The following is a 13,494-nucleotide window of genomic DNA, read 5'->3' on the forward strand; positions in this document are numbered from 1 at the left end:
GTGGTGGGTGGGACCGGTCAGTGCGGGTCGAGCTCGACGACGTCGTCGGCGAAGGTGAGCCGGGCGGCGGTGACCGACTGCAGCTCGGTGCGGGTCAGCCCCGGGGCCATCTCCCGGACGACGAACCCGACGGGGCCGACGTCGAGGACCGCCAGGTCGGTGTAGACCCGGTCCACCACCCCGGCGGCGGTGAGCGGGTAGGTGCACCGGGGCAGCAGCTTGGGGCGGCCGTCCCGGGTGGTGTGCGTGGTCATCACCAGCACCCGTCGGGCGCCCACGGCCAGGTCCATCGCCCCGCCGACCGCGGGCGGCATGGTGGCGACGTCGGTGATCCAGTTGGCCAGGTCCCCGCCCTCGGAGACCTGGAAGGCGCCGAGCACGGAGATGTCGATGTGCCCGCCGCGCATCATCACGAAGGCGTCGGTGTGGTGGAAGTAGGAGCCCCCGGGCAGCAGGGTGACCGGCTGCTTGCCCGCGTTGATCAGCTCCCGGTCCTCCTCGCCGGGCGCCGGGGCCGGTCCCATCCCCAGGATCCCGTTCTCGCTGTGGTAGACGATCTCCTTGTCCGGGCCGACCACGTCGCCGACCAGGATCGGCATGCCGATCCCCAGGTTCACGTAGGCGCCGTCCGGGATGTCCCGGGCCACCCGGCGGGCCACCGCGACGTCGCTCAGCGGGTCGATCACGACGCCGCCACCTGCACGACCCGGTCCACGAAGATGCCGGGGGTGACCACCGCCTCGGGGTCCAGGTCGCCGAGCTCGACGAACTCCTCGACCTGCACCACCGTCAGCGTCGCGGCGGTGGCCATGGTGGGGCCGTAGTTGCGGGCCGCCTTGCGGTAGACCAGGTTGCCCCACCGGTCGGCCCGGTGTGCCTTGACCAGCGCGACGTCCCCGGGCAGCGGGTGCTCGAACACGTGCGGGCGCCCACCGATGGTGCGCACCTCCTTGCCCTCGGCCAGCAGGGTGTCCGCGCCGGTCGGGGTGAAGAACCCGCCCAGCCCGGCGCCGGCGGCGCGCATCCGCTCGCTGAGCGTGCCCTGGGGCACCAGCTCCAGGCCGATCTCGCCGGCCCGCCACAGCTCCTCGAACCAGATCGAGCCCATCGACCGGGGGTAGGAGCAGACGATCGTGCGGACCCGGCGCTCCCGGATCAGCGCCGCGACGTCGCCCTCCCCCGCCCCGGCGTTGTTGGTGACCACGGTGAGGTCCCGGGCGCCCTGGTCGAGCAGGGCGTGCACCAGCTCCACCGGGACGCCGGAGTCCCCGAAGCCCCCGACCAGCACCGTGGCGCCGTCGGAGATCCCGGCGACGGCGTCGGCGAGGCTGGCCACCCGCTTGTCGATCACCGCGGCCCCTGCCGCCGGTACCAGCGCGGGGACGTCGACGGCGGTGGGGTGAGGGCGGCCCGGACCACCAGCACGTTCGGGCCGGTCGCCGCCAGGGCCGCGGTCAGCTGCTGCTCGAACTCCGGCCCGAAGCCGTCGACGGACTCGGCGGGGACGCCGAAGGAGCGGGCCAGGGCGACGAAGTCCGGGGTGACCAGGTCGACGCCGTGGGTCGGCGTCCCGCTGTGCACCTGGTCGAAGCGGAGCATCCCGTAGCCGCCGTCGTCGACGATCACCACGGTCAGCTCCGGCTGCTCCTGGGCGACCGTCGCGAGCTCGCCGCAGGCGAAGAGGAAACCGCCGTCGCCCACCAGGGCCAGGGTGCGGCCCTGCCCGGCCAGTGCCGCACCCAGCGCCGCCGGGAAGGCGTAGCCGAGCGTGCCCCAGCCCATCGGGAAGGCCAGCCGGCGCGGACCGGGGACCCGGCCGAAGGCCGCGACCCAGTAGCCGGCGATGCACATGTCGGCGACCAGCACCCCGTCCGGCACGGCGACCCGGCCCAGGACGTCGAGCAGCTGGGCGGCCTGCGGTTCGTCGGCCGCCACCAGTTCGCGCACCCGGCTGCCCAGGCGGACCAGCCGTTCCCGCAGCTCGGGCAGGCCCTCGCGCTGGGGGGCGCCGGCGAGGAGCTGGCCGACCACCGCGGTGGCGTCGCCGACCAGGGTGAGGTCGGCCGGGTAGTTCTTGCTCGCGTCGGCGGCGTCGACGTTCACCGCCAGCAGGGTGGGTGGCTGGGGCATCGCCCAGTTCTGGGTGGACAGGCCGTCGAGGTCGCTGCCGACGGCGACCACCAGGTCGGCGTCGTCCCACAGCGCCCCGACGTCGGGCACGTGGGCCAGGCCCGGTGCCAGGCACGGGTGGTCGGGCGGGAGCACGCCGCGGGCGTTGTAGGTGGTGACCACCGGTGCGGCGAGCTGCTCGGCGAGCCGGCCCAGCACCTCACCGGCGCCGCTGCGGAGCGCACCGCCACCCACCCAGAGCAGCGGGCGCCGGGCGGCGGCCAGCAGCTCCAGCGCGCGGGCGACGTCCGCCTCGTGGGCGGGAGCCGGTGGCGGGACGGCCGGGGCGGCCGGCCGGTCGCCGTCCACCGGCGCGCTGAGCAGGTCGGTCGGCACCCCCAGGTACACCGGCCCGGTGGCGGGGGTCAGCGCGACGGCGCCGGCCCGCACCGTCTCCGCACCCAGCTGACCGGCCGAGCCGCAGGTGACCGTCGTCTTGGTGACCGGGGCGAACATCGCGCCCTGGTCCCGGGTCTCGTGCAGTACGCCCCGGTGCACGCCGGGACGGCGCAGCGTGGTGGGGATGTCGGTGGCGACCACCAGCACGGGCACGCCCGATGCCATCGCCTCGCCGGTGGCGCCCAGGGCGTTGGCCGCCCCGGGGCCGGTCGTGACGACGGCGACGCCGAGCCGGCCGGTGGCGCGGGCGTACCCGTCGGCGGCGTAGACCGCGGTCTGCTCGTGCCGCACCCCGACCAGCCGCAGCCCCGCGGCGGCGGCCGCCTCCCAGACCGCCAGGTTGTGTACGCCGGGCAGGCCGAAGACGATCTCCACGCCCAGTTCCTGCAGTGCGGCGACGAGGTCGTCGGCGCCGGTGCGCACGCCGGTCGCCCGCGGCAGGGCCTCAGTCGCCGAGGACATCGCCGAAGGTCTCCTCGGTCTCGACGAACAGCTCGCCCAGGCCGTCAGCGCCGATGAACTCCTCCGGCACGTACCGCTCGTCCAGCGACTCGACGACCTGCGGGTCCTCGGTGGCGCTGCGCAGCGTGTCCTCCAGCGTCTGCACGACCTCCTCCGGCGTGCCGGCCGGGGCGATGACCCCGAAGGTCGTGGTGCTCTGCACCAGCTCGGGGTAGCCGAGCTCGACGAAGGTGGGGGCGTCCACGTAGTCCAGCGGCTCCGGGCTGCCGACGGCCAGCACCCGGAGGTCGCCGGACTCGATCGCGGGCAGGATGTCCTGGGACAGGTTGGCGAAGCCGGCGGTGACGTTCTCCCCCAGCAGCGCGGTCTGCACCTCCGCGTTGCCGTTGAACGGGACGACGGTGAGCGGGACGTCGTAGAGCTCGGTGATCCGCTGGGTCTCCGCGGCGTGGGTGTTCGTGGCCCCGGGGGTGCCGACCGTGACCGCCTGGGGGTCCTCCCGGGCGGCCTCGAAGAGGTCCTCCAGTGACTGGTACGGCGAGTCGGCCGGGACGAGGATCCCCGAGGGCACCTGGGTGACCACGCCGACCGGCGCGAAGTCCTCCCGGGTGTAGCCGACCTCGTTGGACAGGTAGTTGAGCACCGCCGTGGGCAGCGCCGTCATCGACAGCGTGTAGCCGTCGGCCTCGGCGTTGATGAGCTGCTGGTAGGCGGTGGCGCCGGAGGCCCCGGGCGCGTTCTCCACGACGACGGCCTGGTCGAGCTCGCTCTCCATGTGCGCCGCCAGCGCCCGGGCGGCGATGTCGGTCGGGCCGCCGGCGGTGTAGGGCACCAGCAACCGGATGTCCTCGGTCGGGTAGTCCTCCGACGCCCCGGCGGCCTCGGTGTTCTCCTCCGTGCCGCCGCAGCCGGTCAGGGCGACGCCGGTGGCGAGCAGGACGGCGAGGGTGCGGCGCGTGGTCATCGTTCTCCTGGGGTGGTGGAGGTGGAGCCCGAGGGCTCGTCGGTGGTCGAGTCGGCGCCGGGGCTGCCCTCGGCGGCCACCTGCCGGTCGGCGTCCGGGGACGACTCGTCGGTCTCGTCGACGTCGGCGGGGTCGACCCGGCCGAAGACCGCCTTGCGCCGCCGGCTGGTGATCGCGCTGACGATGATGATCAACGCCATGAAGGCGAACATGCCGCCGGAGATCGGGCGGGTGACGAAGATGTCGAGGTCGCCACCGGAGAGCAGCATCGACTGCCGGAAGGCCCGCTCGAGGATCGACCCGAGCACGAAGGCGAGCACCAGTGGGCCCGGCTCGAAGCCGGTCTTCTTCATCAGCCAGCCGATGATCCCGAAGACCAGCACGACCCACATGTCGAACGCGCTGTTGTTGACCGAGAAGACGCCGGCCATGGTGACCAGCAAGGCGAACGCGGCGAGGATGCCGGCCCGCACCCGGAGCATCTGGATGAAGATCCCGACCAGCGGGATGTTCAGCGCCAGCAGCATCATGTTGCCGATCACCATCGAGGCGATGACGCCCCAGAAGATCTCCGGCTCATCCTGGATCAGCTGCGGCCCCGCGACGATGTTCTGCTGGGCCAGGGCGCCGAAGATCAGTGCCAGCACCACGTTGGGCGGGATGCCCAGGGTGAGCAGCGGGATGAACGCCGAGGTGGAGGAGGCGTTGTTCGCCGTCTCCGGGCCGGCGACCCCCTCGATGGCGCCCTTGCCGAAACGGCTGGGGTCCTTGGCCCGGCGCTTCTCCATCGCGTAGGAGGCCAGCGAGGAGACCACCCCGCCGCCGCCGGGCAGCACCCCGATCACGAAGCCGAGCAGCGAGCCCCGGCCGATCGCGCCGGAGGAGTCGCGGAAGTCCTTCCGGGTCGGCCAGATGCCCTTGATCTTGGAGGTGACCGCCTGGACCTTCTCGGTCCGCTCCAGGCTGTGGATGATCTCCCCGACACCGAACAGGCCCATCGCCACCGCGACGAAGTCCAGGCCGTTGAACAGCGCCACCTCGCCGAAGGTGAAGCGCGCCGTGCCGGTGATCGGGTCCAGGCCGACCGTGGCCAGCAGCAGCCCCAGGGCGGCCATGCACAGGCTCTTCAGCACCGAGCCGGTGCCCAGGTAGGTGACCAGCAGGATGCCCAGGATGGTCAGCGCGACGTACTCCGGCGGCCCGAAGGAGACCGCCAGGTCGGCCAGCGGCGGCGCCAGCAGGATCATCCCGATCACCGAGACCGTGCCGCCGATGTACGAGCCGATGGCGGCGATGCCCAGCGCCGGCCCGGCCCGGCCCTGCTTGGCCATCTGGTAGCCGTCGAAGGTGGTCACCACCGACGCCGCCTCGCCGGGCAGCCGCAGCAGCACCGAGGTGATCGTGCCGCCGTACATCGAGCCGTAGTAGATGCCGGCCAGCAGGATGATCGCGGTCACCGGCTCGAGCGTGTAGGTGATCGGCAGCAGCAGGGCGATCGACGCCGTCGGCCCGAGGCCGGGCAGCACCCCGATGACGGTGCCGATCAGCACGCCGAGGAAGACGTACAGCAGGTTGGTCGGGGTCAGGGCCACGGAGAAGCCCTGCAGGATGCCGTTCCAGCTGTCCACGTCAGCCCCCGATCACGGCGTCGACGAGGCCGTCGGGGAAGGGCACGCCGAGCAGCTCGACGAACAGCAGGTACATCACGGCCGTGCCGCCGACGGCCAGCCCCAGCGTCCAGCGCCAGGTCTCCCCGCCGAAGACCCGCAGCCACAGCACCAGCATCAGGAACGCCGAGACGACGAAGCCGAAGGTCTGGAACAGCAGGATGAAGACCCCGAGGCTGACCAGCCCGGCGATGATCCGCACCGTGCCGCGGGTCCATGGCTCGTAGTCCTCGGCCGGGTCGATGAGGACCAGGACGGCTGCGGTGCCGGTCAGCAGCAGCGAGACGATGAAGGGCCACAGCCCCGGCCCCGGGGCCGTGAGCTCGCCCAGGCCCAGCCGGCGGGAGCCGATGACCGCGGCCACCCCGAAGGCGAGGAGCAGCAGGGGCGCGATCCGGTGCAGCTGCCGCCACCGGTGCCCCCGGTCGGCCGTCCCCTCGGTGGGGGCGCGGGACGCAGATGTCGAGCCGTGCACGTGCTCACCTCGTCCTCGTTGACGCCGCGTGTGAGGCAGGACACTAGGGCCGGCTTTGAGAGTGGTCCAATACGGAATGACCCGCTGATCGAGATCGGCTGTGCATGAATGGTGGAGGGGTTCGATGGAGCTGCGACACCTGCGCGCGTTCGCCGCCGTGGCCGGGGAGCTGCACTTCGGGCGGGCGGCGCTCCGGCTGCACACCGCCCAGCCCGCGCTCAGCCAGCAGATCAAGCACCTCGAGCAGGACGTCGGCACGCTGCTGCTGGAGCGGACCACCCGGCAGGTGCGGCTGACCGCGGCGGGCGTGGTCTTCCTGGAGCACGTGCACCGGGTGCTGGCCGAGGTCGACCGGGCGCGGGAGTCGGTGCTGGCCACGGAGCGGGGCGCGCGCGGCGAGATCCGGGTCGGGGTGACCGGGGCGATCACCTGGCGGCTGCTCCCGCGGATGGCCCGCGCCTACCGCCAGCGCTACCCCCTGGTGCGGCTGGACCTGCACCCGGCGGTGTTCAGCGGCACCCAGGTGAGCTCGTTGCTGGACGGCCGGATCGACGTCGGGTTCCTCCGCGCGCCGGTGCCCGACGGGCCACTGGCCAGCCGGGTCATCCTCAACGAGCCGCTGATGGCCGTGCTGCCGCTGGACCACCCGCTCGCCGGCGAGGACGCCGTGGACCTGGCGGACCTCTCCGGCGAGGCCTTCGTCACCTATCCCTCGCGGCACGGCTCCGCACTGCGCGACGCGGCGGTGCACGCCTGCTTCTCGGCCGGGTTCACCCCGCGGGTCGTCCAGGAGGCGCCGGACACCCACACGGTGGTCGCCCTGGTCGGTGCCGCCGTGGGGGTGACGCTGATGCCCGCGTCGGCCGAGCAGCTCCAGCTGGAGGGGGTGGTCTTCCGCCCGATCGCGGGAGGTGTCGACGTGCGGGTGCCGATCGCGCTGGCCTGGCGACGGGAAGACCCCTCCCCGGTGCTGGCCGGGTTCCTGGCCACTGCCGAGGAGGTGCTGCCCAGCCCGCCACCAGATGCTCGGTGACCGGCGCCGTCCCCCGCTGTGGACGGCGCCGGTCACCGGGGCTCACTCCTGCAGGATCGGGCCGTACGTCTCGACGATCTCGTCGATCCGGTCGGCGAAGGCATCCGTGCCGATGAACTCGTCGGGCACGTACTCCTCGCCGAGCCGCTCCATCACGTCGGGCTGCTCCAGGCAGTCGTTGACCGTCGTCTCCAGGGTGGTGACGACGTCCTCGGGCGTGCCGGCCGGGGCTGCGAGGCCGAACACCGACACGCTGTTGGTCAGCTCCGGGAAGCCCGACTCGGCCAGCGTGGGCACGTCCTCGAGGTAGTCGACCTGCTCGGCGGGGCTCACCGCCAGCGGCACGAACTCGCCGGCGTCGATGTTCGCCAGCACGTCCTCCGAGGCGTTGATGAAGACGGCGTCCACGTTGCCGCCGAGCAGGGCCGTGGTCATCTCGGCGTTGCCGGTGAACGGCACCGCGGTCAGCTGGACGTCGTACTCCTCGGCCAGCCGCTGCAGCTCCATCGCCTGGGACGTCGTCGCCCCCGGGACGCCGACGTTGAGCTGGCCGGGGTTCTCCTCGGCGTACTGGAAGAAGGCCTCGGCATCGGCGTACTCGGAGTCCGCGCCGACCGCGAGGACGGAGGGGATCTCGGTGACGGCGGCGATCGGGACGTAGTCCTCGTTGGTGTAGCCGACGTCCTGCTGGAGCGGGTTGGTCGCGGTGGCCGGGACGGCGATCAGCGACAGGCTGTAGCCGTCGTTGCCGCCGGCCAGCATCGCCTGCATGCCGAGCGACCCGGAGGCGCCGGGACGGTTCTCCACCACGACGGTCTGGCCGAACTCCGTGGTCAGGCAGTCGCCGATCGTCCGTGCGGCCAGGTCGGTCGGGCCGCCCGCGGCGTAGGGCACGTAGAGGGTGATGTCGTCGGTCGGGTAGTTCGCCGCCGCGGCGTCGTCCCCACCACCTCCCGTCGCGGGCTCGTCCTCGGCGCCGCCGCAGCCGGCGAGGGTGAGTGCGGATGCGGCGAGGAGTGCGGGAACGGTGAGCCGGCGTCGTTGCATCGGTTACCTCCGTCGTGAGCATGGGCAGTGGCCTGGCTCACTGTGCCCTGCCTCCCGAGGGGTCGCCCGGCCGCTGGATCACGGTCGGGCAACGATCCCGAGGACCGTGTGAGTGAGTTCATTCGCCAGACGTCCAAGACGACTGGCAGAGTGCCGCCATGGCTGCCGTGTCGTCGCCCCCCGCCCTGCACGTCAAGCCCGGCACGGAGTGGGCCGCGGTCCTCGGCCGTGCCGCAGAGCTCGCCCCCGAGGCGTTCGGCACCGACCGGCTGCACAACCTCGTGGACGGCGCCTGGCGACCGATCGGCAGCCCCGAGCCGCTGGTGACCCCGGTCGACGGCACCAAGCTCATCGGTCTCCCCCGCCTGTCGGCCGGCGAGGCGCAGCACGCCGTCCTGGCCGCGGCGGCCGCCCACCGTGAGTGGGCGCAGACCCCGCTCGCCGAGCGCAAGGCCCGGGTCGCCGCCGCCGTCGAGGCGATGGCCGCCGCCCGCGACGAGCTCGCGCTGCTGCTGGCCTGGGAGATCGGCAAGCCGTGGAAGCTGGCCTGCGCCGACGTCGACCGGGCGCTGGACGGCGTCCGCTGGTACGTCGAGGAGATCGACACCATGCTCGGCGACCGGGCGCCGCTGGCCGGCCCGGTGTCCAACATCGCCAGCTGGAACTACCCGATGTCGGTGCTGGTGCACGCCGAGCTGGTGCAACTGCTGGCCGGCAACGCGGTGCTGGCCAAGACGCCGTCGCAGGGCGGTGCGGCCTGCCTGACCCTGGCCCACGCGCTGATGGCCCGGGAGGGGCTGCCGGTCACCCTGCTCTCCGGCGGCGGTGCGGAGCTGTCCAGCGTGCTGGTGCGCTCCCCGGAGATCGGCGCACTGGCCTTCGTCGGCGGCCGCTCCAACGGCGGGAAGGTCGCCGCCGACCTGCTGGACACCGGCAAGCGGCACATGCTCGAGCAGGAGGGGCTCAACGCCTGGGGGATCTGGGAGTTCTCCGACTGGGCCGGGCTGGCCGCACACCTCAAGAAGGGCTTCGAGTACGGCAAGCAGCGGTGCACCGCCTACCCGCGCTACGTCGTCCAGCGGGAGCTCGTCGACCAGTTCCTGGCCACCTACCTGCCGGTCGTGCAGTCGCTCCGCTTCGGGCACCCGCTGGCCGTCGAGGCCGACGGCGACGACCTCCCGACGCTGGACCTCGGGCCGGTGATCAGCGCGGCCAAGGCCCAGGAGCTCGGCCGCCAGGTGGACGACGCGATGCACCGGGGCGCGGTGCCGCTGTACCGGGGCAGCCTCTCCGACGGCCGGTTCATCACCGGCCAGGACACCTCCGCCTACGTGGCACCCGCGGCGCTGCTCTCCCCCGCCGGCGCGAGCTCCCTCATGCACGCCGAGCCGTTCGGGCCGATCGACACCATCGTCGTCGTCGACTCCGAGGCGGAACTGCTGGCCCAGATGAACGCCTCCAACGGCGCGCTGGTCGCCAGCCTGGCCTGCGACGACGAGGAGAAGGCCCGCCGGCTGGCCCGGGAGGTGCAGGCGTTCAAGGTCGGCATCAACAAGCCCCGCTCCCGCGGCGACCGGGCGGAGCCGTTCGGTGGCCGGGGCGCGTCCTGGCTGGGCTGCTTCGTCGGCGGCGAGCTGCTGGTGCAGGCGGTCACCCAGGGCGCGGAGAACGAGCTGCTGTACGGCAACTTCCCGGAGCACTCGCGGTACCCCGCTGCGATCTGAACGCCCCGCTCAGGCGCTCTGCCGGACCACCAGCTCGGAGGGGAACAGGGTGACCGGGGTGCGGTCCCGGTCGATCAGGCTGCCCGCCGCGCGGGCGGCGATCTGCTCGACCGGGTGCGTCGCCGTGGTCAGCGTCGGCCCGCTGAAGGCCGCCAGCGGCAGGTCGTCGAAGCCGGTCACGGCGACGTCGTCCGGCACCCGGCGGCCCAGCGCCCGGACCGCCTGGATCGCGCCGAGGGCGGTCTCGTCGCAGATCGCGTACAGGGCGTCGGTGTCCGGCCAGCGGCGCAGCGCCTCGGCGGCTCCCTGCCGACCGCTCTCGGTGGTGAAGTCCCCGGCCAGCACCCGTTCGGGCAGGCCCGCGGCGCGGACGGCGGCCCGGTGCGCGGCGACCGGGCGCTCGGTGCAGGGCAGCCACGGCGGCCCGGCCAGCATCGCGATCCGCCGGCGACCCGAGCCGAGCAGGTGTGCGGTGAGCACCGCTGCGGCGGCGCTGGTGTCGACGTCGACCAGGGGCACGGTGGGGGAGCCCGCGCCGATCGAGGCCACCCGCCCGGCCAGCCGGGGCGGCACGGCGGCGAGCACTCGGCGGGTGGTGTTCACCAGCACCACCCCGGCGACCGAACGGTCCCGGGCGAGCGCCTCGAGGGTGGGCTCCGGCGCGCCCAGGGGCAGCCACTGCAGCGCCACCCCGAGCCCCTCGCCGGCGCACCGCTGCGCGGTCGAGCCGACCACCCGGGAGACGTAGGGGCAGTCGACGAGCTCGGTCGGGGATGCGCTGGTCACCGCCACCACGAGACGCGTGCCACGGCCGTGGACCAGCGCGCGGGCCACCGGGTCGGCGGTGTAGCCCAGCCGCTCGGCCGCGGCACGCACCCGCTGCCCGGCGTCGGCGGAGGACGGGCCGGAGCCGGTGAGCACCCGGGAGACGGTGGCCCGGGAGACCCCGGCAGCACGGGCCACGTGCTCGATGGTCACCGCAGGCCGGTGGTCCTCACGCATGCCACCCACCCTGTCACCGGCCGGCCGGCGCCGGGGGGACCAGCGCACTGGAACCGCTCTCAGCCTGGTCTGAGAGGGTCGGTGGCATGACGTCACCGGAGCCGCCCGCCGATCGACAGCGGCTGATCGGCCTGTTCCTGCTGGGCGTCGCCCTCGTCCTGCTGGTCTCCAGCGTCACGTGGTTCGGCAGCGACCGCGGCGGGATCGGCATCGCCCAGGTGGCGGTCGCCCTGGTGGTGGCGGTGGTGGGCGCCGTCGTCGTGCGCCGGGCGCCACCGCGCTGACCCCCGCCGTCCCCACGCCTCGGCGGCCAGCTGCCGCATCGCGGTGACCGACGCCGGCTCCCCGGTCACCGGCCGAGCTCGCTGACCGGCACCTCGGCGAGCACGGTGCCGTCCGCGGCCAGGAACCGGACCACGGCGGCCGCCGGGCCGTCGCCCGCGGTGCCCACCCCGCTGCCGGCCACCAGCGGCAGCGCGGTCAGGAGCGAGCCGTCGGCGTCCAGCACCTGCGCCTCGACGGCGTCCGGAGGCCCGCTGACTGCGACGTCCCCGTCCAGCGGCACCGCCAGCACCTGCTCGGTCAGCGGGGTCCCAGCCGGCTGCGGGTCGTCGGTCGAGCTCGAGCTGGTCGTCGACCCGTCGGCCTGTTGCTGGGTGGCGCCCACCACCAGCGTCGTCGCGCCGGAGCGGAACGTGATCCCGGCCAGCACCATCTCCCCGCGGCCGTCCGTGGTGGGCCCGGCGGCGAGCAGCACCGTGCTAGCGCCCTCCAGGCCGGGACCGTAGGCGCTCAGCGGGAGCTGCAGGAGGTTCTGCACGGTGTCCCCGGAGACCCGCGACCCCACCGCCCGCGGGTCGGCGATCCCCTCGATCGGGGCCCGGGCAGCGGCCTCGGCGCGGTCGGTGAGCGTGTAGCTCATCCCGAGCTCCTGACCGTTCCGCTGGACGACGACCTGCAGGCTGCGCGCCGATGCGCGCGGGTCGCTGATCGCCCCGGCGGCCACGCCGTCCTCCCCGGGCAGCTGGCGCCGGTCGACCTGCTCCTCACCGGCGGCGGTCACGGTGGTGGCGGCGACGTACTCCACGGTGTCGCCGGGGAGTCCGACGACGACCAGCACGCCGGGCGACCCGCCGTCCGGGACGTCGACGAACGCCAGGGGCTGGTTGCGGACCAGCCGCTGGACGCCGGTCGCCTGGGTCATCTCGCCCGGCTGCGCGCCGGCCGGGCCGGTGAACCAGGTCCCGCTGAGCCGGCCGTCTGCCTGGCCCAGCACGAAGGCGATCCGCAGGCCGGCCTCGTCACCGGCCCAGGCCACCCGGTGGCTGTCGGTGGGCGGGGGCGTGTCCGGGTCGAACTCGCCGGCCTGCCACGGCAGTGCGGCCACCGCCTGCAGCCAGGCGTCGTTCCCGGCGAGCGCCCCGCGCGGAGGCAGGTCGTAGAGGCTCCGCGTGCTCACCCCGCGGGACGGCGCGGCGACGTCCTGTGTCGTCCCGGTGTCGGGCAGCAGGCCGCGCACCACCGGCACCGACCCGAAGACGAGCGCGACCGCCAGCCCGACGCCGGCCACCGCCGCCTGCTGCCGGCGCTGCTGGCGGTGCCGCAGCCGGGTGCGCGCGGCCAGGTCACCGGGGGCACGGGGGGTCGGGCGGGTGGCCAGGTGGGACCGGAGCTCGGTCTCGACGTCCAGCAGGTCCATCTCAGCGCTCCTCGAGGGCACGGGCGGGCAGGGCGGCGCGCAGCCGCGCGAGCCCCCGGGTGGTCTGGCTCTTGACGGTGTTCACCGAGCAGCCCAGAGCTGCGGCGGTGGCGGCCTCGCCGAGGTCCTCGCCGTAGCGGAGCACCAGGACCGCGCGCATCCGCGGCGGCAGGGTGGCCAGCGCGGTGGCCATGGCGTCGCGTTCGGCGAAGACGTCGGTCTGGTCGGGCTCGGGGGCGTCGTGCGCGGGGAGGGAGACGATCTCCTGGGTGGTGCGGCGGCGGCGCCAGCTCGCGGCGCTGGTCACCAGCACCCGGCGTACGTAGGGGTAGGCGTCCTCGCCGGAGATCCGGCCCCAGTGGCGGTAGGCCTTGAGCAGTGCGGTCTGCAGCAGGTCCTCGGCGTGGCCGCGGTCGGCGGTCAGCAGGAAGCCGACCCGCAGCAGGTCGTCGGAGCGTGCGGCGACGAACGCCTCGAACGCTTCCTCGTGCTCGGCTCGCACCGGTCTCCCCCCGTCGTCGTCACCCTCTAAGACGCGGTGGACCGGCCGGGGAAGGTGCCTCCGTGACCTGATCGTGACCATCTGGCGTTCTCGTCGACGACCCGGCAGTGTGACCGCTGACACATCGAGGAGTGGAGACGGCCGTGCAGATCAGCAGGGAGCAGTTGGTCCAGGTGTTGCGCACCGAGGGCGACAACGACACCGCGGACAAGGTGGAGGGAGACCTGCCGGAGCAGATCGACACCGACCGGGACGGCGACGCGCTCACCGCGGCCGGGCTGGACCGCACGCAGCTGATGGCCAAGCTGGCCGGCGGCGCGTTCGGGGGCACGCTGGCCCCGTGACCGGTGG

Annotated in this window: 14 protein-coding genes; 4 read left to right on the forward strand and 10 right to left on the reverse strand. The window is 73.9% G+C overall.

Annotated elements, in window-relative coordinates; translation table 11 throughout:
• Positions 1-17: 17 nt before the first annotated feature.
• The 6 genes from O2V63_RS14410 to O2V63_RS14435 are packed head-to-tail and all read right to left on the reverse strand — an operon-like array spanning position 18 to position 6,136.
• Positions 18-686 carry a 3-oxoacid CoA-transferase subunit B gene (locus tag O2V63_RS14410; RefSeq protein WP_269168248.1) on the reverse strand — a complete coding sequence of 223 codons (669 nt, stop codon included), beginning with the start codon at positions 684-686 and terminating at the stop codon, positions 18-20.
• Positions 683-1,351, reverse strand: a complete 669-nt coding sequence (locus O2V63_RS14415) for a 3-oxoacid CoA-transferase subunit A (RefSeq protein ID WP_269168249.1) — start codon at positions 1,349-1,351, stop codon at positions 683-685. The genes O2V63_RS14410 and O2V63_RS14415 overlap by 4 nt, the downstream gene beginning before the upstream one ends.
• On the reverse strand, positions 1,348-3,030 hold the full coding sequence (locus tag O2V63_RS14420) for a thiamine pyrophosphate-binding protein (RefSeq protein ID WP_269168250.1): 1,683 nt from the start codon (positions 3,028-3,030) through the stop codon (positions 1,348-1,350). The genes O2V63_RS14415 and O2V63_RS14420 overlap by 4 nt, the downstream gene beginning before the upstream one ends.
• Complete coding sequence (locus tag O2V63_RS14425; RefSeq protein ID WP_269168251.1) at positions 3,014-3,994, reverse strand: Bug family tripartite tricarboxylate transporter substrate binding protein; 981 nt, start codon at positions 3,992-3,994, stop codon at positions 3,014-3,016. Before O2V63_RS14425 ends, O2V63_RS14420 begins: the two co-directional genes overlap by 17 nt.
• Positions 3,991-5,622, reverse strand: a complete 1,632-nt coding sequence (locus O2V63_RS14430) for a tripartite tricarboxylate transporter permease (RefSeq protein ID WP_269168252.1) — start codon at positions 5,620-5,622, stop codon at positions 3,991-3,993. Before O2V63_RS14430 ends, O2V63_RS14425 begins: the two co-directional genes overlap by 4 nt.
• Position 5,623: 1 nt before the next feature.
• Complete coding sequence (locus O2V63_RS14435; protein WP_269168253.1) at positions 5,624-6,136, reverse strand: tripartite tricarboxylate transporter TctB family protein; 513 nt, start codon at positions 6,134-6,136, stop codon at positions 5,624-5,626.
• 124 nt (positions 6,137-6,260) lie between these two features.
• Between O2V63_RS14435 and O2V63_RS14440 the strand changes: the two genes are divergently transcribed.
• Positions 6,261-7,169, forward strand: a complete 909-nt coding sequence (locus tag O2V63_RS14440) for a LysR family transcriptional regulator (protein ID WP_269168254.1) — start codon at positions 6,261-6,263, stop codon at positions 7,167-7,169.
• 42 nt (positions 7,170-7,211) lie between these two features.
• Here the strand turns inward: O2V63_RS14440 and O2V63_RS14445 are convergent, their stop codons facing one another.
• Positions 7,212-8,216, reverse strand: coding sequence for a tripartite tricarboxylate transporter substrate binding protein (locus tag O2V63_RS14445; protein ID WP_269168255.1), 1,005 nt, complete (start codon positions 8,214-8,216; stop codon positions 7,212-7,214).
• Between the two features lie 158 nt (positions 8,217-8,374).
• Between O2V63_RS14445 and O2V63_RS14450 the strand changes: the two genes are divergently transcribed.
• Entirely contained in the window at positions 8,375-9,940 is a 1,566-nt protein-coding gene (locus O2V63_RS14450) for an aldehyde dehydrogenase family protein (protein ID WP_269168256.1), read from the forward strand.
• Between the two features lie 9 nt (positions 9,941-9,949).
• On the opposite strand, the gene O2V63_RS14455 is transcribed toward O2V63_RS14450, so the two are convergent.
• Positions 9,950-10,942: a LacI family DNA-binding transcriptional regulator gene (locus O2V63_RS14455; protein WP_269168257.1), complete on the reverse strand. Its 993-nt coding sequence runs from the start codon at positions 10,940-10,942 to the stop codon at positions 9,950-9,952.
• Positions 10,943-11,028: 86 nt separating this feature from the next.
• Here O2V63_RS14455 and O2V63_RS14460 point away from each other — a divergent pair, with 86 nt between their 5' ends.
• Positions 11,029-11,226 carry a hypothetical protein gene (locus O2V63_RS14460; protein ID WP_269168258.1) on the forward strand — a complete coding sequence of 66 codons (198 nt, stop codon included), beginning with the start codon at positions 11,029-11,031 and terminating at the stop codon, positions 11,224-11,226.
• Between the two features lie 65 nt (positions 11,227-11,291).
• Here O2V63_RS14460 and O2V63_RS14465 read toward each other — a convergent pair whose 3' ends face one another.
• Both O2V63_RS14465 and O2V63_RS14470 read right to left on the reverse strand, forming a co-directional pair.
• Positions 11,292-12,641 carry a hypothetical protein gene (locus O2V63_RS14465; protein WP_269168259.1) on the reverse strand — a complete coding sequence of 450 codons (1,350 nt, stop codon included), beginning with the start codon at positions 12,639-12,641 and terminating at the stop codon, positions 11,292-11,294.
• A 1-nt stretch (position 12,642) separates the two neighbouring features.
• A complete protein-coding gene (locus O2V63_RS14470; RefSeq protein WP_269168260.1) occupies positions 12,643-13,143 on the reverse strand; it encodes a SigE family RNA polymerase sigma factor in 501 nt (166 codons plus the stop codon).
• 143 nt (positions 13,144-13,286) lie between these two features.
• Here O2V63_RS14470 and O2V63_RS14475 point away from each other — a divergent pair, with 143 nt between their 5' ends.
• Positions 13,287-13,487 (forward strand): hypothetical protein, encoded by a 201-nt coding sequence (locus O2V63_RS14475; protein WP_269168261.1) that lies wholly within the window; start codon positions 13,287-13,289, stop codon positions 13,485-13,487.
• The last annotated feature ends 7 nt before the right edge of the window (positions 13,488-13,494 follow it).

Source organism: Modestobacter sp. VKM Ac-2977 (assembly GCF_026968045.1).
Taxonomy (GTDB): Bacteria; Actinomycetota; Actinomycetes; order Mycobacteriales; family Geodermatophilaceae; genus Modestobacter.

Bases quoted from the DNA above. Each gene is read 5' to 3' on its own strand.
- O2V63_RS14420 (WP_269168250.1), bottom strand. From the start codon at position 3,030: ATGTCCTCGGCGACTGAGGCCCTGCCGCGGGCGACCGGCGTGCGCACC.
- O2V63_RS14425 (WP_269168251.1), bottom strand. From the start codon at position 3,994: ATGACCACGCGCCGCACCCTCGCCGTCCTGCTCGCCACCGGCGTCGCC.
- O2V63_RS14440 (WP_269168254.1), top strand. From the start codon at position 6,261: ATGGAGCTGCGACACCTGCGCGCGTTCGCCGCCGTGGCCGGGGAGCTG.
- O2V63_RS14445 (WP_269168255.1), bottom strand. From the start codon at position 8,216: ATGCAACGACGCCGGCTCACCGTTCCCGCACTCCTCGCCGCATCCGCA.
- O2V63_RS14450 (WP_269168256.1), top strand. From the start codon at position 8,375: ATGGCTGCCGTGTCGTCGCCCCCCGCCCTGCACGTCAAGCCCGGCACG.
- O2V63_RS14455 (WP_269168257.1), bottom strand. From the start codon at position 10,942: ATGCGTGAGGACCACCGGCCTGCGGTGACCATCGAGCACGTGGCCCGT.
- O2V63_RS14460 (WP_269168258.1), top strand. From the start codon at position 11,029: ATGACGTCACCGGAGCCGCCCGCCGATCGACAGCGGCTGATCGGCCTG.
- O2V63_RS14465 (WP_269168259.1), bottom strand. From the start codon at position 12,641: ATGGACCTGCTGGACGTCGAGACCGAGCTCCGGTCCCACCTGGCCACC.